At 62.0% G+C, this 22,824-nt stretch carries 19 protein-coding genes; 11 read left to right on the top strand and 8 right to left on the bottom strand.

The genetic code is table 11. The features are described 5' to 3' along the window. Entirely contained in the window at window positions 1–2,523 is a 2,523-nt protein-coding gene (locus AC4BCN_RS16585; RefSeq protein WP_490491273.1) for a TonB-dependent receptor, read from the bottom strand. 315 nt (window positions 2,524–2,838) lie between these two features. Between AC4BCN_RS16585 and AC4BCN_RS16580 the strand changes: the two genes are divergently transcribed. The 6 genes from AC4BCN_RS16580 (at window position 2,839) to AC4BCN_RS16555 (ending at window position 9,879) form a co-directional block, all read left to right on the top strand. Then, a complete protein-coding gene (locus AC4BCN_RS16580; RefSeq protein WP_490491272.1) occupies window positions 2,839–3,747 on the top strand; it encodes a GGDEF domain-containing protein in 909 nt (302 codons plus the stop codon). Beyond that, the gene (locus AC4BCN_RS16575) at window positions 3,747–4,772 is read left to right on the top strand and encodes an AraC family transcriptional regulator (RefSeq protein ID WP_490491271.1); all 1,026 of its coding nucleotides are present in this window, start codon (window positions 3,747–3,749) and stop codon (window positions 4,770–4,772) included. Before AC4BCN_RS16580 ends, AC4BCN_RS16575 begins: the two co-directional genes overlap by 1 nt. Before the next feature lie 264 nt (window positions 4,773–5,036). Further along, complete coding sequence (locus AC4BCN_RS16570; RefSeq protein ID WP_490491270.1) at window positions 5,037–6,431, top strand: class I SAM-dependent methyltransferase; 1,395 nt, start codon at window positions 5,037–5,039, stop codon at window positions 6,429–6,431. Next, on the top strand, window positions 6,431–7,774 hold the full coding sequence (locus AC4BCN_RS16565) for a sensor histidine kinase (RefSeq protein ID WP_034755965.1): 1,344 nt from the start codon (window positions 6,431–6,433) through the stop codon (window positions 7,772–7,774). The genes AC4BCN_RS16570 and AC4BCN_RS16565 overlap by 1 nt, the downstream gene beginning before the upstream one ends. A gap of 1 nt (window position 7,775) precedes the next feature. Then, window positions 7,776–8,873, top strand: a complete 1,098-nt coding sequence (locus AC4BCN_RS16560; RefSeq protein ID WP_490491269.1) for a hybrid sensor histidine kinase/response regulator — start codon at window positions 7,776–7,778, stop codon at window positions 8,871–8,873. Next, window positions 8,866–9,879 carry a response regulator gene (locus AC4BCN_RS16555; protein WP_128143133.1) on the top strand — a complete coding sequence of 338 codons (1,014 nt, stop codon included), beginning with the start codon at window positions 8,866–8,868 and terminating at the stop codon, window positions 9,877–9,879. Before AC4BCN_RS16560 ends, AC4BCN_RS16555 begins: the two co-directional genes overlap by 8 nt. A gap of 74 nt (window positions 9,880–9,953) precedes the next feature. Here AC4BCN_RS16555 and AC4BCN_RS16550 read toward each other — a convergent pair whose 3' ends face one another. Continuing rightward, the gene (locus AC4BCN_RS16550; RefSeq protein ID WP_034755971.1) at window positions 9,954–10,481 is read right to left on the bottom strand and encodes an SRPBCC family protein; all 528 of its coding nucleotides are present in this window, start codon (window positions 10,479–10,481) and stop codon (window positions 9,954–9,956) included. 217 nt (window positions 10,482–10,698) lie between these two features. On the opposite strand from AC4BCN_RS16550, the gene AC4BCN_RS16545 reads away from it, so the two are divergent. Next, complete coding sequence (locus AC4BCN_RS16545; RefSeq protein WP_490491268.1) at window positions 10,699–11,484, top strand: DNA/RNA non-specific endonuclease; 786 nt, start codon at window positions 10,699–10,701, stop codon at window positions 11,482–11,484. Window positions 11,485–11,505: 21 nt separating this feature from the next. Beyond that, complete coding sequence (locus tag AC4BCN_RS16540) at window positions 11,506–11,760, top strand: hypothetical protein (protein WP_490491267.1); 255 nt, start codon at window positions 11,506–11,508, stop codon at window positions 11,758–11,760. A 52-nt stretch (window positions 11,761–11,812) separates the two neighbouring features. Here AC4BCN_RS16540 and AC4BCN_RS16535 read toward each other — a convergent pair whose 3' ends face one another. The 6 genes from AC4BCN_RS16535 to AC4BCN_RS16510 form a co-directional block, all read right to left on the bottom strand. Then, window positions 11,813–14,647: a TonB-dependent receptor gene (locus AC4BCN_RS16535; RefSeq protein WP_338678797.1), complete on the bottom strand. Its 2,835-nt coding sequence runs from the start codon at window positions 14,645–14,647 to the stop codon at window positions 11,813–11,815. Window positions 14,648–15,304: 657 nt separating this feature from the next. Further along, window positions 15,305–18,181, bottom strand: coding sequence for a M16 family metallopeptidase (locus AC4BCN_RS16530; RefSeq protein ID WP_490491266.1), 2,877 nt, complete (start codon window positions 18,179–18,181; stop codon window positions 15,305–15,307). Between the two features lie 79 nt (window positions 18,182–18,260). Further along, window positions 18,261–18,593 carry a type II toxin-antitoxin system RelE/ParE family toxin gene (locus AC4BCN_RS16525; protein ID WP_331776501.1) on the bottom strand — a complete coding sequence of 111 codons (333 nt, stop codon included), beginning with the start codon at window positions 18,591–18,593 and terminating at the stop codon, window positions 18,261–18,263. Between the two features lies 1 nt (window position 18,594). Then, a complete protein-coding gene (locus tag AC4BCN_RS16520) occupies window positions 18,595–18,882 on the bottom strand; it encodes a type II toxin-antitoxin system Phd/YefM family antitoxin (protein ID WP_070302789.1) in 288 nt (95 codons plus the stop codon). Between the two features lie 82 nt (window positions 18,883–18,964). After that, complete coding sequence (locus AC4BCN_RS16515) at window positions 18,965–19,951, bottom strand: sensor domain-containing diguanylate cyclase (protein ID WP_490491265.1); 987 nt, start codon at window positions 19,949–19,951, stop codon at window positions 18,965–18,967. A gap of 89 nt (window positions 19,952–20,040) precedes the next feature. Next, window positions 20,041–20,940, bottom strand: a complete 900-nt coding sequence (locus AC4BCN_RS16510; protein ID WP_490491264.1) for a sensor histidine kinase — start codon at window positions 20,938–20,940, stop codon at window positions 20,041–20,043. 288 nt (window positions 20,941–21,228) lie between these two features. On the opposite strand from AC4BCN_RS16510, the gene queE reads away from it, so the two are divergent. From queE to tadA, 3 genes are read left to right on the top strand one after another with little or no spacing between them, the layout of a single operon-like run. After that, the gene (queE, locus tag AC4BCN_RS16505; protein WP_490491263.1) at window positions 21,229–21,864 is read left to right on the top strand and encodes a 7-carboxy-7-deazaguanine synthase; all 636 of its coding nucleotides are present in this window, start codon (window positions 21,229–21,231) and stop codon (window positions 21,862–21,864) included. A gap of 8 nt (window positions 21,865–21,872) precedes the next feature. After that, a complete protein-coding gene (gene queD / locus AC4BCN_RS16500) occupies window positions 21,873–22,319 on the top strand; it encodes a 6-carboxytetrahydropterin synthase QueD (protein ID WP_034755997.1) in 447 nt (148 codons plus the stop codon). Then, on the top strand, window positions 22,312–22,821 hold the full coding sequence (gene tadA / locus AC4BCN_RS16495) for a tRNA adenosine(34) deaminase TadA (protein WP_490491262.1): 510 nt from the start codon (window positions 22,312–22,314) through the stop codon (window positions 22,819–22,821). The genes queD and tadA overlap by 8 nt, the downstream gene beginning before the upstream one ends. Window positions 22,822–22,824: the final 3 nt, after the last annotated feature.

Genomic DNA, 22,824 nt, shown 5'->3' with positions numbered 1-22,824 from the left:
TCAGAAGGCGCTGGCTTTCAGGCTCACTTTGAAAGTGCGGCCGTATTGTTCGTTCTGCACGTTGTATTGCTTCGTGCCCTGGTAGACATAGTATTTCTCGTTGTTCAGGTTCGCCGCTTCGAACAGTACCTGGAACTGCTTGTTGATCTGGTACGACAGCGAGAAATCAAGCTGCTTCTGGCTGGCGACGATATGGTCCTGGCTTTGGTCGAGGATGTCGTTGCCCATTTCCAGCAGATACGGCGACTTGTAGTTGAGGGCCAGGCGGGCGCTGACCGGGCCTGTTTCATAGCCCAGCATCAAGTTCATTACCTGGTTCGACTGGCCCGGCAGGCGGATGTCGCGGTGCATCTGCTTGTTCGTCGCCTTGTCGAAACGGCCGATTTGCGCGCTCGACGTGCTCAGGGTACCGTTCACGCCGACAAGAAACTTGTTGAACGGTGCAGGCAGCATGCGCAGCGGCTGCATGTAGGCCAGTTCGATACCTTTCACTTTGGCCGCGTCGCCGTTCGCATACGATGTGGCCGTCGTGTAGCCCGCCCACTGGCCCGTACCGGCCAGATTCGTCGTGTACGTGAAATTCTTGATGTCCTTGTAGAAGCCGTAAGCCGACATCACGCCATCGTTGCCCAGCACCCGTTCGATGCCGAGGTCCAGGTTGTTCGCCTTCAACGGTTTCAAGTCCGGGTTGCCGATCACGGCTTCCGTATTGCTGGCCAGGCTGATGCCCGGCGCCAGCTGGCTGAAGTTGGCGCGCACGACGGCTTGCGTCCAGGCGGCCCGAACGCTGGTCTTTTGATCCACGTCATAACGGGTTTGCAGGTTCGGCAGCCAGTTGGTGTACGAACGCTCGCGCGTCAAGGCCGTGGCGACACCGGCGCTGTCCACTTGGGAGCCGGCCGCTTCAAAGCTGGTGCGCTCGGCGCGCACGCCGCCGAGGATGTGCCAGGCGTCGAAGTCGTAGCTGTTTTGCACATACATGGCGTTGATGTCTTCATGCATGCGGTAGTCGTTGATGATCGATTCCGTGGACAGGCGCGCCTTGGCGCGGTCGAGGCCGGCCACGCGGGCGCGTATCAGGGCCGGGTCCAGCGCCACACCGATGTTGCCCAGGTCGTAGTCGAGATTGTGGCCCTGCACGAAATTGCTCATCGACGTGGAACCGGCGCCCCAATAGTTGCCGCTGGTGGCCTTGCTGCTGTTATACGCCCATTGATCCGTGTCATTGGTCTTTTCGCGGCGGCTGACTTTGGCGCCGAACTTCAGCGTGGCGATGTCGAACTTGCGCGCCAGGTCGATGCGCGCATGGTGTTCATTGTCTTTCGAGTAGCGCTTTTGCAGGGTGATGGCGTTGAGCGCGTAGCTGGCCGGGTCGTACAGCGAGGCGGGGCCGCTCAGCTTGGGCTCCTGCGTATCTGTAAAGCTGATGCCGGCGAAATTGCTGGTGCCGCGGAAACGGCCATCGTTCAAGGATTCCGGCGTGTCTTCCGTGGCGCGGCTCATGCCGCCTTTCACGTCCAGGGTCCAGTCGCCCGATTTCTGTTGCGTGCCCAGCACGAGCGAGCGCACTTGCTGCGTGTACTTGCGCTGGCGGATGCGGCGCTCGGCGCGCGCGCTGGCCGTCTGGTCTTCGGCCAGGCTGCCGCCCGCGATATTGCTGATGGTAAGGCGGTCACGCACTTCATTGTCGGAAAACTCGCTGACGAACGAGCGCAAGAACCAGCTGTTGCCCGCTTCGGGACGGTAATCGAGGTTGACGGCCAGGGCGCCGCGCTTGCGCACGGGCAGGTAGTCGCGCAATTCCAGGCTGGACAATTTACCCTTGCTCCAGGCACCGCCCGTTTCCACGTCATCGGAGCCGAACGAGCGCTTTTCCGCGCTCAGGCCGGCTGCCACGCCCAGCTTGCCGTCGAGGAAGCGCTGGGCCCACAGGGCGCCGCCGCTGGGGCTGGTCTTGCCCGTCTTTTCATCGTAGCTGGCGCCCACGTTGGCCGACAGCAGCTTGCCCGGCAAGTCGAAGGCGGACAGCGATTTCACTTCGACCGTGGCGCCCAGCGAGTTGGCGTCCATTTCCGGCAGCAAGGTCTTCGAGACTTCCAGGGTGCGGATCAGGCCGGCGGGCAGGATGTCGAGCGCCACGGCGCGGCGGCCCGCTTCCGGCGATGGCACGAGGGCGCCATTGATGGTGACGGCGTTGAGGTCCGGGCCCAGGCCGCGCACCGTGATGTAGCGGCCTTCGCCCTGGTCGCGCTGCACGGACACGCCCGGCAAGCGGGCCAGTGCTTCGGCCGCGTTTTTATCGGGCAAGCCGCCGATATCGTCGCTGCTGATGACGCTGATGATGTTGTCGGCTTTCTCTTGCGCGGCGATGGCGTTGCGCAGGCTGGCGCGCTGGCCGCTGACGACCACGGTGGCGGCCGGCTGGCCGTCCGCATCTTGCGCATGGCTTTGACCGCTGAAGACGGCCATGATGCCGAGGGCCAGGGCCGTCAGGCGCAGCGGGGAGGGAGTCGAAGTGTGCATGGTTTTCATGAAGAGCTCGGTTAGGGGAAGGAACCGGGCGGATTCTAGGCAGCAAATATGACGGTTGCGTGACAGGCAAGGGCTTGCCACCCTGAAAACAACGGCCCGTGAACGCTTTCCGGCTGGAAATGGAGCGTGGTGAGCTGAAATGACCTGCCGGTCGTGGGCACATGGGGCGTGGCATGCCGTATTTGCATGAGCGCCCCAGGTAATGCTGAGCCGTTTGCACCTGCCGCACGGGCGTGGGGCATGTCATCGTGCCGTCATGGGCGGGCGCTATCGTGGCGACAGCACCACTTTTAAAGGTTTTCCCACATGCTGCCATTGCACCGTAACAGCCTGATTGCCGCCGCACTGGCCTTGCCCCTGTTCTTGTTCCTGTACGCCACACTGGGGCACCTTAAACCGTTTGCCATCTGGAAGTGGATGGACATCGTTTGCGAAGGCGGCACGGCCGTCATGGCGGGCATCTGGTTTTTGTTTACCCTCAGCAGCCGGCCGCGCGGGCTGGTGACGAGCCTGATCGCCGGCGGCCTGTGCGCCATCATGCTGGGGTCCTGGGCTGATTGCCTCGACGAATTCTTCGCCGTCGACAAGAGCGCCGTATGGGATAACTGGCTCGAAGGCTTGATTCCTTTTGGCATGCTGCTGGTAACGATCGGCATGTATTACTGGCGCCAGGAGCAGTTCCGCCTGAACGAACACCTGCAAAAGCGCGAGCGCCTGTTCCGCGACCACCGCGCCTTCGACCGCATCACGCAACTGGCCGATGCCAGCTACCTGCGCACGCAGATGCGCCTGGAGCAGGAGCGCCGGCCCGGTCTCGATTGCGCACTGGTCTTGCTCGATATCGACAGCTTTCATTTGATTAACCGCGAATATGGCCACCGCGAAGGCGACCGCGTGCTGCAAGCCGTGGGCCACATGCTGCTGCTGAACTTGCGCAATGACGATTTGCTGTGCCGCTATGCGGGCGACCGTTTTGCCGTGCTGATGCCGGGCGTGTCGCGCGAGGATGGGGCAGTGAAGGCGCGCCACCTGTGCGCCATGGTGGGGCAGATGCGCCACCACGCCAACGACAACCGTGAAATCCGCCTGAGCCTGCGCCATGCCTGCTCGCTGACGGACGGCGTGCCGGAAGTGGTGCTGGCCGAGCTGAGCCGGGCCGTCGAAACGCCGGGCCGGAGCGCCAGTTCCAGGGCCGGCACCGCCGCGCCTGCCTGATGCCGCTGAACCAGCAAAGCGACCCCAGCATCGCAGCCCATCACCAGCCGGCGCTGGTGCTCGATTACGCGCGCAGCCGCGAGTTGCCCGTGGCGCCGCTGCTCAAGGGCACGGGCCTCGACGGCGGTGCGCTGCCGTCCGCGGAAAGCCAGGTCAGCGCCGCGCAATACCTGCAATTGCTGGCCAACGTGGCGCGCGGCCTGGACAGTGCCGACACGAGTTTCATGCTGGGCCAGCAAATGCTGCCCGGCCATTACGGCGCCGCCAGCCATGCCTTGCTGCAGGCGCAGAACCTGCGCCAGGCCTTGACCATCCTGTGCGACTTTCATACCTTGCTGTGTCCGCTGCTGCAACCGCGTTTGCGCGAAGCGGGCGACATGCATGTGCTGTACTGGGTCGACGCGTTCGGCGCACCCAGCCAGCTGCCTTTTCTGGTGGAAATGCACATGACGGCGCTGGCGGCGATGTGCCGCTGGCTGGCCGGAGAGTCCTTGCCGTGGCGCTTCTGTTTCAACCGCGCGCGGCCCCGTCACGTGGAGCAGCACGAAGTGCACCTGGGGCAGTCCCTGCGTTTCGATTGCCAGGTCGACGCCATGCTCATCGATTCCAGCTGGCTCGACAAACCCTGGCCGCGCGGCAATGCCACGGCGGCCGCGCTGGCCTTGCGCGCGGCGGCCCTGGCGCCCATACCGGCAGAGAGCCTGCTCGGTGCGCTGTACGACTATCTGCTGGCCAATATCCGCTGCGCGCCAACCCTGGAGCGCACAGCGCAGGAGTTTGGCGTCAGTCCCGCCACCCTGAAGCGCCACCTGGCGCGCCATGGCACGCATTTTCAGGCCGAGCTGGACCAGGTGCGCGCGCACAAGGCGATCTATCTGTTCCAGGCGCATGGCTACGACAACGACGCCGTGGCCGCCTACCTCGGCTTTCATGATGCCACCAACTTCCGCCGCTCGTTCAAGCGCTGGACGGGGCAAACGCCACAGTTGCTGCGTCATGCGCTCGCACTGTTTATTGCGGGATGAGCGCCGGCGTTGCGCGCCAGCGCCACAGAGAGTCGTTCCTGAGGGAACAATTGCCCGTTCTGCTACATCCATAGTACACTCGATCAGAGAGCGAACAGATGCGCTTTGAGGCGCTCCGGCACGGCGTCGCGCGACGCCGCAATACCGCCATTGCGATGGCGGAGCCGGCGGCAAACGACCGGTGTGCCGTGCCTTAACCCAGCCTGGAATCTGGTGTCACCAGTGTGGTGCGCCGGAAACCGGGCAACTTGATAATGCTCAATCGTGTATTCACAATCGCAGATCGATCCAGTCGTCAGTTTCCGCAACACCCAGGGTGAGGCGGTGCGCGGCACGATTTTCAACTTGCAGCGCAATTCGCTGGTCATGGAAATCTACAATCCATACTCGATTGTGCAGGTCAGCGAGGTGCTCAATGACGTGACGGTGCGCATGGGGGCGAAAAACGCCTACGTCGGCAAGGCCGTCGTCATCAGCAGCGTCAACACGGGCCTGACCGCCATCGTTTCCGTGACCCTGATCGACGAGTGGCGCGAATTGAGCGACGTGGTCGTCGTCAAGGGCGCCGTGGCGAAAGAGTCCAGCGCCTTTGTCGCGGGCTGGGGCGAGCGTTTCCGCATCCGCCGCGACTACCAGATCGTCGTCAACGAAATGCGCGCCTTTTTGTCGGAAGTGTCGCGCTGGGTCGAACAGGTCGACTTGTCCGACTCGCTGCCGAAGGAAAACGGCCGGCTGCGCCCCGATATCTTCGATGAACTTGCCTTGCCGCTGATGGAGCAGACCCAGCTTTACTTGCGCCAGCTCGAGGTGGAAGCGTCGCTCGTCGAGGAAGAGCGGGCACCGGCCCACCGCGCATTTGCCCAGGCGGCGCTGCATCCTTTGATCCTGCGCGCGCCGTTCGTCTTCCGCACGTTTACCAAGCCGCTCGGCTATGCGGGCGACTACCAGATGGTCAACCAGCTGCTCGACGATCCGCGCCAGGGTCCGAGCACGTATTTTCAGATCGTCAATGCGGCCTTCTTGCAGGCGGCTGTGGCGACGGCGCACCGCAACCGCATCGATATCCTGACGGAATTCCTGTCGCAGAAAGCGGCTGCGGCCCGCGCCGCCGGGCGTGTGTACAAAGTGCTGAACGTGGGCTGCGGCCCGGCCATCGAGGTGCAGCGTTTTCTCGAGACATGCCCCGATGCGCAATGGCTGGCCTTCGAGCTGGTCGACTTCAGCAGCGAGACCCTGGACTGGACGCGCGCGCGCCTGACCACCATCATGCAGCGCACGGGAAGAGTGGTCGAGATCGATTATGTGCACGATTCCGTGCATAACCTGCTCAAGCGCCGCCATGGCTCGGGCATCACGGGCTTGCCCGGCAGTTTCGACGCCGTGTATTGCGCCGGCCTGTTCGACTACCTGTCCGACAAGGTGTGCGCGCGCCTGCTGATGCACTTCGCCTCGCGCGTGGGGCCGGGCGGACGTTTGCTCGTCACCAATGTGCACGCCGACAACCCTGGTAAGTTCGGCATGGAGCATTTGCTCGAGTGGCATCTGATCTATCGCAATGAAGCGGGCCTGTCGGCCCTGCTGCCCGAGCATGCGACGGAGCCGAAAATCTATGTCGACGCGACGGGCGTGAATGTGTTCGCGGAAGTGAGCATTCCTTGATGGATACTCCAGGCCTGCACGCCGGCTATACGGCCGTTTTGCGCGACTTCCGCCTGGAATTCAGCCGCGGCGGGGCGTACACGGGCATCGTGCTGATCCTGCTGGGCATGGGCCTCGATTCGGCACTGTATCCGGACAAGCAATCGGCGTTTACGAGCGCGCGCATCGTCGTGTCCGTGCTGATCTTTTGCGTCGTGCTGGCCATGCGCACGCGCTGGGCGCAAGACCGCATCCAGGGGCTGACGTTTGTCTGGCTGATCCTGCCGCAAATCATGATCGCCTGGATGATCGCCATCACGGAAGGCGCCACCTCGATCTATTACGTGGGCATGACGCTGGCCATCTATTCGTCGGGCATCGTGCTCGCTTTCGGCCTGTGGCAAAACATGGTCTTCGGCGCCATCTCCTGCCTGCTGTACGTGGGCGCCTGCGCCTGGCATGCGGGCGGCTTCGACTTGCCGGGCACGTTTGTCGTCAACTGTCTGTTCCTCATCATGTCGGCCAGCATCAGCGCCGTCTTTACCTATTTCAACGAGCGCGCCCGCTTCATGCTGTTCCAGCTGAAGGCGGAAGTGGCGCAAAAGAACACGCAGCTGGAAGAAACGAATAAAAGCCTGGCCGATATCAAGGGACAGATGCTGCAGCAGGAGAAAATGGCCGCCATCGGCACCCTGGCCGCCGGCATGCTGCATGAAGTCAATAACCCCGTGAATTTCTGCATGATGGCCATCGAAGTGGCCATCGAAGACCCGGTCGCCAAGCAAAGCGCGCTGGTCAGCGAATGCCTGGCCGACGCCAAGCAGGGCATGCTGCGCGTGCAGCACATCGTGTCCGACTTGAAGACCTTTGCCTACCGCAAGAGCGGCAACCAGCTGGAAACGGGACACTTCCAGTTCCGCAGCGCGCTCGACGCGGCCATCCGCCTGGTGGGGCATGAAACGAAGAATGTCAGCATCAGCCACGACCTGCCGGTCGATACCCTGGTGCGCGGCGACGAGGCGGCCATCGTGGGCGTGCTGATCAACTTGCTGGGCAATGCGGTCCTGTCCATGCGCAAGGGCAATGCGCCGCCGTTCGAGATCCGCATCACGGCCCATTGGGATGACAAGCGCCTGCGCATCAGCGTGCGCGACAACGGCCCCGGCATCGCCCCGGAAAACCTGGCGCGTGTGTTCGAGCCGTTCTTTACCACGCGCGAAGTGGGGCAGGGACTGGGCCTGGGCCTGAGCATCAGCTATGGCGTGATCGAGCGCCACGGGGGAACATTGAGCGCCGAAAGCGAGCTGGGCAAATGGGCCAGCATGAATTTCGACTTGCAGCGCTCCGATTGGGAGGGCCGCTAGCATGGACAGCGATAGCCGCGCCAGCGTGCTGTACGTGGACGATGAAGCGCTCGCCTGCAAGTATTTCGAGCGCGCCGTCGGTCCCCGCTACCGCGTATTGACGGCGCAGAGCGTCGATGCGGCGCTGGCCTTGCTGGAAGACGAGGCCGGCCAGATAGACGTGCTCGTTACCGATTACCGCATGCCGGACCGCCTGGGCAGCGAGCTGCTGCAGGAAGTGGCGCAGCGCTATCCGCACATCGTCTGCATGCTGGTGACCGCGTATGCGGACAAGGACGTGCTGCTCGAGCTGATCAACGGCGGCACCTTGTTCCGTTTGCTGGAAAAGCCGCTCGACCTGGCCGCCATGCAAACGGCGCTGCAGCTGGCCGTGCAGACGGGCCGCGAACGGGCCGCGCGCCGCCAGGGCCTGGTGGCGATGGAAGAATCGCTGGCTTTCCTTGCGCATGAATTGAATACGCCGCTGGCGGCCATCGCCAATTTTGCGCGCGGCATTGCGCGGCGCGCGCAGGCGGACGCCGCGCCGCAGGCCGAGATCGGCGAAGCGGCCGCCCTGATGCACGACAATGCGCGCTATTGCCTGTCGGTCCTGGCCAGCTTTGTCGACACGGTGCGCCTGGCCAGCGCCGGGCCGGGCATGCAGGGCGGACGCCGCGCCGGCAGCGCGCGCCAGTTGCTGGACGCCTTGCTCGGCAGTTATCCCTTGAGCGTGGCCCAGCGCGCCGCCATCACGGTCGAAGTGGGCGAAGATTTTTCCATCGCCGAGTCGCCCAATTGCGTCGCGCTGATATTGTCGTCCGTGCTGGCGAATGCCTTGCGTTCGGCCGGCGAGCAAACCCATCCAGCGATCGGCATCCGCATCGATGCCGGCCGCATCACGGTGCGCGACAATGGCGCCGGCATCGCCCCCGAGATTGTCGAGCAGCTGTTGATCGACCCCGTCAGTGCCGGTGGCGGCGAAGGCAAGGGCTGGGGCATGGTGTTTTGCCACCGCATGATGCAGTCGTTCGGCGGCAACCTCGATATCGCCACCGAGTTTGGCACCTCCACCACGGTAACCCTGAATTTTCCAGTACATATAAGGAACGAGCATGATTGACGCCAATCTGCGTTTACCGGCTCAGCGTGAGCCGGCGCAAGGCTTGCCGACGATACTCTATGTCGATGACGAGGCCAACGCCCTCAAATACTTCCAGCGTGCCATCGCGCCGCTGGCCGACGTGCTGACGGCCACCTCGGTCGAGGAGGGCAAGCGCATCCTCGACGAGCAGGCCGACCGCATCGCCGTGCTGGTCTCCGACCAGCGCATGCCCGGCGCCTACGGCAACGAATTGCTGTCGTATTGCTGGGACCGCCATCCGCACATCGTGCGCATTCTGACCACCGCGTATTCCGAACTCGAGCACACGGTGGAAGCCGTCAACCAGGGGCAGATCCACCGCTACATCCAGAAGCCGTGGGATATCGCGGCCCTGCGCATGGAACTGAAACAGGCGCTGGAACTGGCGCGCTTGCGCAATGAACACGCCCAGTTGTTGCGCGAAAAGCTGATGGTGCGCCAGCGGCAAGCCGTCGCCAACCGCATCGGCACCCTGTATGCCCTGTGCGCCAGCCTGGCCGGTCCGGAACAGCAACTGCCCGTGGAAGCGTATCTGTCGGCGGCCCTGACGGCGGGCGTCACACCGCCCGAGCCGGACTGGCTGCTGATGGATTATGCCGACCTGGTCAGTTCGGAAGCGTTCCGCGGCACGGCCTTTGCCGCCGCCGTGCGCCAGCAGCTCGACACGCTCGAGCGCGAGCATCCGGGGCGTGGCGTGGAGCAGGCGATCGACATGCTGCTGCCCGTGTTCGGCGCGGCGCTGCAAAACCAGGGCGGCACGGCGCTGTTCCTCGATGGACGGCTGCTGACGGAATTCCTGGAAACGCCGACCACCACGCCCGTCTCGCCCATCCACTCGTTCTGGCTGGCCAGCTTGCTGTGGCTGGCGCGGCGCGGCTGGTCGCTGCAGCTGAGCAAGACGGAATCGGGCTTGCAGGGCAAGGTAGTGCAGGCTGAACCGGCGCTCACGCCAGACCACCTGGCCGCCTGGATCGAGCAGTTCTGAGCATGGCCTCCGCAAAGGAGGCGCCAAATAAAACAGGGCCGCGCGGGCCCTGTTTCCTTTTGCTGCGAGCGGGCTTAGCGTTCCGCGGCCGCCTTCAGGTTGTTCAAGCCTTTTTCAAAATCCTTGCCGATCATCCGATCCATGCTGACGAAGACCGTCATGACCTTGCTGACGTAAGGGCTGGGGCCCGTCATGGTCCAGTTCACCTTGGTGCCGTCGCCCTCGGGCGTCATGGTAAATGTGGTGGTGTTGTGGCTTTCGAAGGGCTTGAGGAAGTCCAGCTTGATGACGGTGCGTTCGGGCTGGGCCGCTTCCGTGATTTCCATGCGGCCGGCGCCCACCTTGTCATTGCCTTGCCACGCATATTGCGCGCCCAGACCATTGGCCGGGCCCGTAAACGTGCGGCGCATGGCGGGATCGAGCTTTTCCCAAGGCGACCACGCGGCCCAGTAATGGAAGTCCGTGATCAGGGCGGCGATTTTCTCGGGCGGGGCCTTGATGGTGATTTCGCGCTGGACACTGAAGGTGTCGGGCTTGGTGGTGGCATAGCCGAGGATGGCGGCGACGACGACAACGATCAGCAGCAGGGTTTTTTTGATCATATGCTCTCCAAATCTTGAATGGTCGATGCGAACGAATCCAGGCAATCTTAGCAGATATGAATGGCTGTGCGCGGCCTGTTGGCCTTTATTTGCACCAGCTCTGCGCAGGACCGCCTGCCACCCAGTTTCCAGTCGCGCACGCCAGGTTTGCGCGGGTTTGTGATGATGGCCGCCGTCCGCTAGAATGCTGGCCTGCAATGATTTCACTTAGGGAAATATGATTCAACGATCGATCGCCAGGCTGACCCTGGCGTGCGGCTTGCTGGCTTCCGCCTTTGCCGCGAACCTGGCGCATGCCGATGCCTGCCCCGCCCATTACGTCGATGGCCGCAAGCCGGAAATCACCAACCCCAAGCTGGACGTGGCAACCAAAGAGCTGTGCTACAACGTGTTTGGCATAATGCACTCGGGTATCACGCGCACGCCGCTGTGGTCGGCCGAGCACTTGACGGCGAACAATCTGGAAGCGGCGCAGGACTTGTCGCGCGAAAACTCCTTCCACGCCGAACGCAAGCTGCCCGCCGCCCAGCGCGCGGAATTGGCCGACTATGCGCGCAGCGGCTTCGACCGTGGCCACATGGCGCCCAACGGCGACATGCCGGACCGCCAGAGCCAGCGCGATAGCTTTACCCTGGCCAACATGGTGCCGCAAGATTCGCGCAACAACCGCTATGTGTGGGCCGGCATCGAAGGCGCCGTGCGCAAGATGGCGAAAAAAGAAGGCGACCTGTACGTGATCACGGGGCCGGCTTTTATTGGCGGCAACTTGCGCAAGGTGGGCCGGGTGATCGTGCCCAGCCATCTGTACAAGGCCGTGTACAGCCCGCGCCAGCGCGCCGGCGCCGCCTATTTTATTGAAAACGTCGATACCAAGACGTATGAAGTGTTGAGCATTGCGCAACTGGAAGACAGGATCGGCATCGATCTGTTACCGTCGCTGACGCGCCAGCAAAAGTTGCGCATGCTGAGTTTGCCCAAGGTGAAAAGCAAGTCCAGGAAATAAGACCGTCAAAAAGGAAATCCCATGTGCGCAAAGAAATTCGTCCCGTATGCCAATGAAAGCGATGTGCTGGAAATCGGCAGCCGGACCATCGTCACCCGGATGGACCGCWTCAGCATCAGCGGCGACATCGACCTGACCCTGGACAAGCCGGGCCTGGCCCTGGCCAAACAGCTGCAAAAACTGCTGGCCGACGTGGTGGCGCAGCTGGAAAAGCAGGAACTGCCCGACCAGCTGCCGCCGCCCGAGGTGACGTCGGTGGCCAATCCGTTCGAGTAGTGGTCACAAAAAACGCCTCCCGAAGGAGGCGTTGGTCTCTGCGTGCGGTTAATTAAAACGTGTAGCGCGCATTGAAGGTGAAGTAGCGGCCATAGGCGTTATGCAAGCCTTCGTTGTAGCCGACGGCTGGGTAGTCGGGATCATACGGTGCGGCGCGGTCGAACAGATTCTGGATATTGATGCCCAGGCTCAGGTTCTTGAAGCCGGTGTATGTATAACCGAGGCCCACCGTGGTCCAGCTGGCGACCTTGCAGTCCGGGAAGGCCGTTTCGTAGCCAGGGATCGTGGTATTGCGATCCGGCGCCGCATCGGTAGGCTTCTTCGTGCCAAAGGAGCAGAAGGGCTGGTCGTAGATCTCGGCGCCGTCGCGGCTACGCTTGAGCGATACGCTGCCAACGAAGTTCAGCGAGGCGTTGACGCTATGGTCGCCACGCGTCCAGTTGGTGGTCAGCGAAGCCTTGACCTTCGGCATGTCGGTGCCGGTGGACAATTGCCAGTCGTACAGGTTAGGACGGGTACCCGCGACGTTGTTGACCGTGTCGCCCTCGTGCTGTTCCAGCTTGTAGCTGTAGACGTAGGTGCCGCGCAAGGCGGTGCTGAGCGAACCCCATTCACCGAGCTTGTTACGCAGACGACCTTCGAAATCGACGCCGCGCAGTTCGGTCGAACCCTGATTGGACCAAGGCGTCTTGACCGACAACAAGGTGCCCGTGCCGGGAATCGGATTGCCGTTCGCGTCCGTGATGAAGTTGGCCGGGTTCTGGTCGCGCAGGACGTTTTCCGGCGAGCGGTCTTCGTTCTTCAGCGCTTCGCTGGCCGTACCCAGCGCCACTTCTTTTTCCTTGCGCACGCGGTACACGTCGACGACCACGTCGATGTTGGAGGTTGGCGAGTAGATCAGGCCCAGCGAGTAGCTTTTCGACGTTTCCGGCTTCAGGTCCGGATTGGCGCCACCGACGCCAGAGATCGACTTGCTGCAGTCGGCCGTCACGCCGCCGGGACGCGGGGTGCTTTCATCTTCCTGGCAGCGTTTCGGATCCCACACGCCTTGCAGGAAGAATTGCGCGCCGCCTGGCGTCACTTGCGACAGTGCGGGAGCGCGGAAACCTTCGGCATACGTGCCGCGGAAGGCCAGCGTATCCGTGGCGGTCCACTTGGCGCCCACTTTCGGCACGAAGTTGGTTTTGATGCCAGGATATTTGTCTACCCGGCCGGCAAAGTCCATCTCGAAGCTCTTGGTGAATGGCGTGCGCAGCTCGACGAAGGCCGACTTGACGTTGCGTTGGCCGTCGATAATGGTATTCGACTGTCCGTAGATTTCGCCGTTGGCCACCTTGCTGTCCGGATCGATGCGGATTTTCTCTTGGCGCAGTTCGAAGCCGATGGCCAGGCCCATGGCCCCGCCGCCCAGCTTGCCGAATTCCGTGCTGGCCTTTCCGTCGAGCTGGACGATTTCCGCTACGCCTTCACTTTTCGGATCGTAGCCGATGGTCGGATCGGCCGCCAACTGCGCCAGCGACGTGCCGGTATTGAGTTTGCGCAAGGTTGGCAGGTACAGGCGGCCATATTGCGTTTCATCGCGTTCCGAGCGGTTCCACAGCAAGCCGGTGTCCCAGCTCCAGCCGAAGTGATCGCCTTGCAGGCCCGTCAGCAAACGCATGTTCTGGTTGACCGTTTCCGAGCCGCCACGCAGGTTTTCAAAGCGGTAGGCAACCGATGCGCGGGCATTCGTCAGCGGGTTGTCCGGATGGCCAATCGGCAGGATGGCCTGGAATGGGTCGGCCAGGCCCGTCGCCATGTAGTTGGTGACGGAGGTCGTGCCGAGGGAGATCGGCGCGCCCGTGTACGAGCGTGAGGAGCGCGTGTAAGCCGCTTCCGCGTAGCCGGTGATGCTGCTGCTGAGCTTCAAGGTGCCGCGGCTCAACACGCTGGCATCGCGGCCGTCGCCCTGGCTTTCGAGGAATTGATCGAGGTCATAGTTACAGAAGGTGCGGCCAATCAGGATGCTCGTTGGCAGCAGGCCATCCTTGGTGCCGCCCGTAATGCGTTCAGACGGGTCGCAGCCCAGATTGAACGTCACGCGCTGTGGCGCGTTCGCTTGCGTCACGCCGAAGTTGCGCGAGCCTGGCGATGATTCGCGGTACACGGTCGCGTATTTCGAGACGGAACTCGAGTAGTTGGAGCGGAAGCGGCCGTTCAAGTCCTGGTAGGTCGAGTAGGCGACATCCTTGGCGTCGCGGCGGGCAACGCGGTCGCGTTGCGAGAAGTCGACGGCCGCGAAGACGTTGTAGCCATCGGTTTCGAGGTCGCCCGTGCCGAAGAAGCCACTGACGTTCTTGCGGCGGAACAAACCATCGTCGTTGGCGCCCGCGTTACCGGCGATTTGCGCACCGCGATAGTTCGATTTGGTGATGAAGTTGATGACCCCGCCGATGGCGTCCGAGCCGTAGACGGCCGATGCGCCGTCTTTCAGGATTTCGACGCGGTCCAGGGCGGACAACGGGATGCTGTTCAAGTCATACAGGGTGGAGTTGCCGTTGTTCGGGTCGGCGTAGGCCGATGGCGTCATGCGCCGTCCGTTCAACAGGATCAGGGTGGAGCTTGAGCCCAGGCCGCGCAGCGAAGCGGTGGCGACACCCTTGGCAAAACCGGAACCGCCGAGCTGGTCCTGGTTGGTATCGGTGCCCATCGATGGCACCAGTTTCATCAGTTCGGCAACGGTCGATGCGCCGCTGTCCTTGATATCCTTGGCGGTAATCACGTCGACAGGGGAGGTGCCTTCCTTGTCGGCCCGCTTCAAGTTCGAACCGGTAATGAGAATTTTTTGCAGCGCTGGCTCCTGCGGTGCCAGTTGCGCGTAGACCAATTGCGAGGAAGACAAGGTCAAGGCGACTGCGATCACACTTTGTTTTAAGACTATTTTTTTAAGCAAAATATTCTCCATCGAATTTCAACTGCTGAACACATGGTCGGACATCGTTGTACGATGCGCGACTTTCCCGGTCTAGTGGATCGCTTCAGCGATTTTTGTTGCAAAACCGTATAAACAGTATTGCCTAGACCTTTATCAAAACATTTTCAGAAAAGTTGCGCCATGCTTTTTTCAACATTGTCACGTTGACACAACAGTTTATACAGAATATTTTTATGCTTACATATTTGGTAAAAAATTGATGGCAGGAAAAAGATTTTATGTTAAGAAATGTCTTGAAATTGATAAATAATTAATGAAAAAAACACAACATAATATTATTAACTTATTGTTTTATAAGGAATAATTTAAAATTATTCTCTGTCATTGTTACTTTTTGTTGTTTTGCGGATGTCCATTCAAGTTGCAAACTTTTACATTTGTAATATGTTGCAGATGCACTATTCTGGTGCGGTGGCGGAGCCTCTATGATGTTCCCGGCGAGGCGAGATAATATCGGCAGATAATCGTAATCTGATGTTGCGATGCGCCATTTCTGTGCATAAAAAAAGCCGCCAGCTTTATGCTGGCGGCCATGATTGCATTTACTTGGTGCGTTATTTTTTGCTGCGCTTACTTCGCGAACGCCTGCGCCGCTGGCGTCACGGTGACGGCCGCCGGCTTGATGTTCAGCTTCATCGCGCCGATGACCTTGTCTTCATCGAGCAGCGCTTGCGGCTTGTTGCCGTCGTACTTGATGGGAGAAAACGCGTCGCTGACGAGTTTTTCCTTCAGGCCGGCCGCATCCTTGGCGACGATCACGACGGACAGGTTCTTCGCCGACAAATGCTGCTTGATGGCGCGGTTGACGTCCGCCAGCGTCAGTTTCGACAAGCCATCACGCATCAGCTTGGTGAACTCCGGCGTGCCATACCATTGCGAATCGAGCGCATAGCCCAGTTGCTGGTCTTGCGTCGACGTCATGACGAAGACGTTCTTCATCAGGTAGTCGCGCGTGGTGGCGAAATCGTCCTGCTTCAGGCCGTTGTCGACGAGCTTGCCCAGCTCCGTCAGGGCCACGCGCAGCGCGAAGTGAGCGTTGTCCGGCGCCACGGGGCGGATCCAGATTTCGAACAGCTGCGCCTTGCGGCCCAGGTTCGGGTTCGGGAAGAACTGGAACATGCCGCGCGGGAAGGCTTCGATGTACGCATAATCGCCATAGTTCATGCCGCGGATTTCACGGATGCGCTGGTACAGATAGGAATTCGAGGCACGGTGCTCGCCCAGCCATGTTTTTGCCAGCCACAGGGCGGGGAAGTCAGGGTGCCTGCGGGTCACCTCCAAAGGCAGGCCGAAGGAAATTGCCGTGGCGCGCGTGTTTTTCTCGATGATTTCCACTTCCAGGCCGTTTGCCTTGCGGCCCGCGGGTTTGACGGTGGCTGGCAAGCCTGGACCGGCCGGCAAGCTTGCCAGCGCCTGTGTCAGGGACGCCGTCATGGCCTCGGAGACGTCGCCGGAAATGCCCACCTTGACGGCGCCTTGCGCGTACGCGCTCTTCCAGAACTGTTTCACGTCGTCGAGGGTGATGGCGTCGATGCCGGCGACCGTGCCCAGCACCGGGTGGCCGTACGGCGTACCCGCATACACATTCGTTTGCAGGCGTTCCTTGGCGAATTCCTCTTCGTTATTGTCTTTCAGGTCCAGCAGCAGCGCGTTCTTTTGCGCATCCTTCAGGCGGCGGAAGTCGTCTTCGCGGAAACCGGGCGAGAGCAGCAGCGGCAGGGCGATGGCGTTGAACTGCGTCCAGTTATCCTTGTGGATGGAGCCCGTAAACGTCGTCATTTCCTTGTCCGTCTGCTGGCTGAAACTGCCGGCCAGCGGGAACAGGGCCTGGTTGACTTCGTCGATCTTGCGCTCGGACGAACCACCGGACGCCACCATGGACGCCGTCAGCGCGGCAAGGCCTTCCTTGCCTTGCGGGTCTTGCGCGGAACCGGCCATAAACAGCAGCTTGTAGCGGATTTGCGGCAGCGCGGACTTTTGCACCAGCACGTCGAACTTCGCGTTCGAGGCGGCCGGCAGCAGGCTGGCCAGCTTCGGCGTGGTGGCGATGGCGGCGGCCATCGGCTGATGCGACAGGGTGGTGACCACCAGGCCCTCGTCCGTCAGGTATTTGCGCGCGGCTGCCTGCAGGTCGGCCGGCGTGAGCGTATCGATCAGGCGGTAGTACTGGTTGATGGTGGCATACGAGCGGTCGAAATGCACGAACGATGCCAGGGTGCCGGCGATCTGCTCCGTGTTGTCGAGCGAGCGGATCAAGCCGTATTTTTCCGCCGACTTGGCGTCCGCCAGGTCCTTTTCGCTCACTGGCGTGTCGCGCAGCCGCGCCACAGTGGCCAGGATGGCGTCGCGCACGTAGACGGCGTCATCGATATTTTTCACGCGCGCGCCCAGCACGGCCAGGGTCGGATCGACACGGTCCGGCGTCATCTCGAACAGCTGGTCGACCTTTTGCTCGTTTTGCACGAGGCGTTTATACAGCGGCGAGGTGCGGCCGAACGACAGCGACAGCAACGTTGCCAGTGCCGCCTGGTCCTTGTCCTTCACGGAAAACGCGGGCGCGTGGAAGCCGACGGCCACCCATGGCAGGGTCGGCGTGGGCCAGGCCACGTGCTTGTAGACGGGGCCGCGCGGCGCGGGCTCGACGGGCACGGCCGCCTGCTGCTTGCCGCGCTGCCAGCCGCTCCAGTATTTTTCCACCAGCGCGATGGCTTGCTGCGGTTCCACGTCGCCGGCGATGATGATGGTGGTGCGCTCGGGACGGTACCAGCGGTCGAAGAAGATCTTCGAATACGCGTACTGGTTCGGCATGTCTTCGATATCCTGGATAAAACCCATCGTCGTATGCTTGTAGGTATGCGTCGTGTAGGCGCTGTCGCGCATCACTTCGAACAGTTTCGAGACGGGATTGGCGCTGTTCTTGTTGTATTCGCCCAGCACGGCCCGCGATTCCGTCTTGAACGCGTCTTCCGCGTAGTCGAGGTGCTGGAAGCGGTCCGCTTCCACCTTCAGCACGGTTTCCAGGTCCTGCTTGGCAAACGTCGTGTGGTAATTGGTCAGGTCGTCGCTCGTATACGCATTCTGGCGCGCGCCGGCGCGGGTGATGACTTCCTGGTATTTTTCGGGCGGGTACGCCTTGGTGCCGCGGAACATCATGTGCTCGAAGAAGTGGGCAAAGCCGGACTTGCCCGGCTCGACTTCATTGCGCGAGCCCGTCTGCACGGGTATCTGCAGGGAGACGAGGTTCGGGAAGCCGGTCGGCACGATGATGATCTTCAAGCCATTGGACAAGGTCTTTTCCGTCGCCTTGAACGGCAGCAAATCGGCCTTGCTGGCAGCGGCGCTGTGGGCGGCCGCCGGTTTGACGGGTGCTGCGCCCAGGTTCGACGAGGCCATGGCCGACAGGGCCAGGGCGAAAGCGGGTAATAAAACGGGCATGATTCTTGACACGGGGGCTCCTTCTTTTTTGGGAAATGTGGAAAGTGCAACGCCGCAGCATAGAATATTCGTGCCGCCCTGCATAGGGGCTTTACAAGTCGGGCCGCAGGATGCGGGCCGTGAGATGGCTGAGAAAATCGCGCCGGGTGGGCAGGAACATGCGGATGTACACGATGTCGTGCGCGCGGTCATGGTGGTAGACGACGCGGATCTCTTCGCACAGGCGTTGCCGCACATCCATGCCGACTTCGCGGGCTGCTTCGACGGGCGTGCCGCTGTCGGGAAAGGTTTTCAGATCAGAGAATAATTGCCGGAAAGCGACGATGAACTGCGCATGGGCGGCGGCAGTGTGGCGCGCCCTGAAATCGCTGCGCAGCTCATTGAAATCGGCTTGCGCGCTTTTCAGCACGACGATGCGCGTCATCTCAAGCCTGGTCGAGGCTGGCCAGGAAATCTTCTTCGGACACGACGTCGCCGCGCGCGATGTCCTGGTTGCCCATGGCGATCAGTTTCATGAACGCATGCTGTTCCTGCATCTGCTGCGCTTGCCGCTTGCCTTCCTGATACGCGTGCATCGATAGCACGACCATTTTCGCTTCGCCATTTTGCGTGATGATGATGGGCTCGTCCTGGCCTGCGTCAAAGCCGTTGACGATCTCCGTCGTATTGGCCTTGAGGTAGGAAATCGGCTTGATGCGTTCCTTGAGGTTCATGGCGGCTCCGGATGCGAAAAATTGTGACAGGACCAAATATACACCAAATTTGGTCGTGTTTCCTGATACTGGGACTTGTTACTTATGTCAGTGTCGTTTCCGGCAGGCTGATGCGGTTGCGGCCCAGGTGCTTGGCGCGGTACAGGGCGCAGTCGGCCGTATGGATCAGCTGCCCCAGCTCCGTGCCGGGACCGGGCAGGGCCGTGGCGGCGCCGATGCTGACGGTGACGCAGGCACCGTCGGGACGCTTGCGCGGCAGTTGCAGCCGCTCGACGCGGTGGCGGATGCGTTCGGCCACGATGGCCGCGCCCTTGAGCGACTGGTTCGGCAGGATGACGGCAAACTCTTCGCCGCCGTAGCGCGCCACCAGGTCGTTGGCGCGCATTTCGCTGGCCACGGCGCCGGCCACCTTGCGCAGGCACAGGTCGCCGCCCTGGTGGCCGTGGCTATCGTTGTATTCCTTGAAATTGTCGACGTCTACCATCAGCAGCGACAACGGCTGCTCCTGCCGCTGGGCGCGCTGCCACTCGGCCAGGATGGTGTCGTCGAAGCAGCGCCGGTTGGCCAAGCCCGTCAAGCCATCGCGCGTGGCCAGGCGTTCCAGTTCCACGTGTGCGCGCTTTTCATCCGTCATGTCGCGCAGGGTTTCGACGACGGCGATCAGTTCGCCGTGATTGCCGTAGATGGGGCTGGCATCGACGGCAAGGTAGCGCCGCCGTCCCGTGCGCGGCATGTCGCACCAGTTTTCCGCGCACAGGTTGCTGCCCGTGCTGCTGCGGTATTGCTGCTGGGTATGCAGGGCGCGCATGTCGCCGCCGCGCCCGGCCAGCAGCAGGTCGGCCAGGGTGGGGCGCTCGTCGTTGTAAAAGCAGCGGCCCGGTTCGCGTGCGCCCAGCACTTCGCTTGCCGGCACGCCCGTCAGCTGCTCGCAGGCGCGGTTCCAGATCATCACCCTGCCATGCACATCGAGTACAAAGGTGGGCACGACCAGCAATTCCATCATCTTGACGGCGAAACCCTGGGCTTCACCATATGGCGATGGGCTGGCATGTGCGTGGCTATCCGGCATGAAAGCATCCTTCTTGGGCGTGAATGGGGCTGGCTCGTTGGCCATGATGCAGCGTGGGGTAGCGATGGTGTTGATATTGAGCAATATTTTCAGTGATGGACCATTGCTTCGTCGTGGCAGACCGGCAGGGGCAGCGATACGCGCAAGGTGGTGCCGGCGCCGCTGCGGCTGTCGATGTGCAGGCTGCCGCCGGCGGCGGCGACGCGCTCATGCATGCCGGACAGGCCGCAACCGAGGCGCGGCGGCGAGCCCGACAGTCCGATGCCATCGTCGCTGATGCGGCAAGCCACGGTGGCGCCTGTTTGCTGCAGACACAGCTGGACATGCGTGGCGTGCGCATGGCGGGCAATGTTCGCCAGCGCTTCCTGCACCACGTGATACAGCAAGGCGCCATGCGCGCGGCCGGCGGCGGTGTCGAGCTGGTAGTCGCAGCCGCAGCCGAGGCCGGTGGTACGCGTAAAGTCGGCCAGCAGTTCATCGCATGCCGCTTGCAGGCCCGCGTCGAGGGCAGGCGGGCGCAGGTCATGGATGACGCAGCGCAGCGCCGCGATGGTCAGGTCGACATTGCGCGCGATCACGGCCAGCTGTTGCGCCAGCTGGGGCGCCGCCTCATGCGTGCTGGTCTGCAGCATGGAGAGGTCGATCTTCAGGGTCAGCAGATGCTGGCCCAGGTCGTCGTGGATGTCGCGCCCGATGCGCAGGCGTTCCTGCTCGCGCGCCTGCTGTTGCCCGCTGGTCAGGCGCGCCTGCTCGCCGTCCTCGCGCAGCTGTTCCAGCGCCTGCAGGCGCAGCGCCAGGCGGTGCTGGCGCCACAGCAGCAGCGTCAGCGCACCGAGCAGGACGGCGCAGGCCGCCATCAAGGGGGAGGGCGCGCCGGCCGGCGGCATCGGTCCCGCCGCGTATCCGGTGTGCAGGGTGGCGAGTGCGCTGGCTGCCAGACAGGCCAGAATGCTCAGACGGTACGGCAGGCGTAGCCAGCGTTGCATCATTTCTCGCTCCCTAAATGTTTTCCAGAAGGCAATCTTATTACAGAAAATATATTAACTGTGGGATATTTATATTGTCTAAACGCAAAAGTCGCGCAGTTATGCCTTTCGCCGTGGCTTTCTGGTCCTTTGGCGCCGCACGGTCAGGTGACGGGCACGGCATTTGCACGGGAAGTGTCGAGGCGGCATATAATAGAGGGTTGTCAATCGGCTTTTGCGGTTCCGGCGGTATGCGCCGGCATCGCTGCGTACGCCCTGCGCGAGGACGCCAGCCAGCTCTTAGGAAATACAGTGACTTATAGCATCAAAGAGATTTTTTACACCCTGCAGGGCGAAGGTGCGCACGCGGGCCGTCCGGCCGTGTTTTGCCGCTTTTCCGGCTGCAACCTGTGGACGGGCCGCGAAAGCGACCGCGCCACGGCCGTGTGCCAGTTCTGCGACACGGATTTCGTCGGCACGGACGGCGAACTGGGCGGCAAATTCAAGACGCCGCAGGAACTGGCCGCGCTGATCGACAGCCTGTGGCCGGCCAGCTACGCACCGAGCAAATACGTGGTGTTTACGGGCGGCGAGCCGCTGCTGCAGCTGGATACGGCCCTGATCGACGCCATGCACGCGGTCGGCTTTACCATCGCCATCGAAACCAACGGTACCTTGCCCGTGCCGGCCGGCGTGGACTGGATCTGCGTCAGCCCGAAGATGGGTTCGACACTGGTCGTGCACAAAGGCAATGAAATCAAGGTGGTCATTCCCCAGTTCCAGCAAGACCTGGCCGCCTACGAACAACTGGATTTCGAGAACTTCTTCGTGCAGGCGATGGATGGCCCCCTGGCCGCGCGCAACATGAAGCTGGCTATCGAAACGTGCAAAAGCAACCCGAAGTGGAAGCTGAGCCTGCAAACCCATAAACTCCTGCAAATACCTTAACAACACATATGCTGACTATCACACGCAAGCTCGAATTCGACGCGGGCCACCGCATTCCCGACCACAAAAGCCAGTGCCGCAACCTGCACGGCCACCGCTACACGGTGGAAATCACTCTGGTCGGCAAGGTCATCGAAGCGGAAGGCAATTCCGACAATGGCATGATCATGGACTTTTCCGACGTGAAAACCCTGGCCAAGCAGCACCTGGTCGACGTCTGGGACCACGCCTTCCTCGTCTACGAAAAAGACACGGCCGTGCGCGACTTCCTGGCCAGCCTGCCCGACCATAAAACCGTCGTCATCGACCGCATCCCGACCGTGGAAAACCTGGCGCGCATCGCCTTCGATATTTTGAAGGCCGCGTTTACCGACCATTTCGGCACGGGCTTGCACCTACATAAGCTGGTGCTGCATGAAACGCCGAATTGCTGGGCAGAAGTCACCGATGACTGAAACGCACGCTAGCGCGCAGGACGCGCGCTACATGCAGCTGGCCCTGGAGCAGGCCCAGCACGCGTGGGACCTCGGTGAAGTGCCCGTTGGCGCCGTCGTCGTCAAGGATGGCGAAGTCATCGCCGTCGGCTACAACCAGCCCATCGGCCGCCACGATCCGACCGCGCACGCGGAAGTGATGGCGCTGCGCGCGGCCGCCGAAAAGCTCGGCAATTATCGCTTGCCCGGCTGCGAGCTGTACGTGACCCTGGAGCCGTGCGTGATGTGTTCGGGCGCCATGCTGCATGCGCGCCTGGCCCGCGTGGTGTATGGCGCGGGCGACCCGAAGACGGGCGCCTGCGGTTCCGTGCTGAACCTGTTCGAGCAGCCGGCGCTGAACCACCAGACGGCTATCGAAGGCGGCGTGCTGGCCGATGAGTGCGGCGCTTTTCTCAAGCGTTTCTTTGCCGAACGCCGCCGCGCACAGGCGGAAGCGCGCAAGCTGGCCCATCCGCCAGCCTGACAT

Source organism: Janthinobacterium sp. Bl 1 (genome assembly GCF_058215535.1).
The sequence above is the reverse complement of the archived record's forward strand: the minus strand, read 5'-3'. Positions and strand labels throughout refer to the sequence as shown.

Bases quoted from the DNA above. Each gene is read 5' to 3' on its own strand.
- tadA (WP_490491262.1), top strand. From the start codon at position 22,312: ATGACTGAAACGCACGCTAGCGCGCAGGACGCGCGCTACATGCAGCTG.
- queD (WP_034755997.1), top strand. From the start codon at position 21,873: ATGCTGACTATCACACGCAAGCTCGAATTCGACGCGGGCCACCGCATT.
- AC4BCN_RS16565 (WP_034755965.1), top strand. From the start codon at position 6,431: ATGGATACTCCAGGCCTGCACGCCGGCTATACGGCCGTTTTGCGCGAC.
- AC4BCN_RS16545 (WP_490491268.1), top strand. From the start codon at position 10,699: ATGATTCAACGATCGATCGCCAGGCTGACCCTGGCGTGCGGCTTGCTG.
- AC4BCN_RS16525 (WP_331776501.1), bottom strand. From the start codon at position 18,593: ATGACGCGCATCGTCGTGCTGAAAAGCGCGCAAGCCGATTTCAATGAG.
- AC4BCN_RS16560 (WP_490491269.1), top strand. From the start codon at position 7,776: ATGGACAGCGATAGCCGCGCCAGCGTGCTGTACGTGGACGATGAAGCG.
- AC4BCN_RS16575 (WP_490491271.1), top strand. From the start codon at position 3,747: ATGCCGCTGAACCAGCAAAGCGACCCCAGCATCGCAGCCCATCACCAG.
- AC4BCN_RS16555 (WP_128143133.1), top strand. From the start codon at position 8,866: ATGATTGACGCCAATCTGCGTTTACCGGCTCAGCGTGAGCCGGCGCAA.
- AC4BCN_RS16515 (WP_490491265.1), bottom strand. From the start codon at position 19,951: ATGCCGGATAGCCACGCACATGCCAGCCCATCGCCATATGGTGAAGCC.
- AC4BCN_RS16510 (WP_490491264.1), bottom strand. From the start codon at position 20,940: ATGATGCAACGCTGGCTACGCCTGCCGTACCGTCTGAGCATTCTGGCC.
- AC4BCN_RS16580 (WP_490491272.1), top strand. From the start codon at position 2,839: ATGCTGCCATTGCACCGTAACAGCCTGATTGCCGCCGCACTGGCCTTG.
- AC4BCN_RS16550 (WP_034755971.1), bottom strand. From the start codon at position 10,481: ATGATCAAAAAAACCCTGCTGCTGATCGTTGTCGTCGTCGCCGCCATC.
- AC4BCN_RS16585 (WP_490491273.1), bottom strand. From the start codon at position 2,523: ATGCACACTTCGACTCCCTCCCCGCTGCGCCTGACGGCCCTGGCCCTC.
- AC4BCN_RS16520 (WP_070302789.1), bottom strand. From the start codon at position 18,882: ATGAACCTCAAGGAACGCATCAAGCCGATTTCCTACCTCAAGGCCAAT.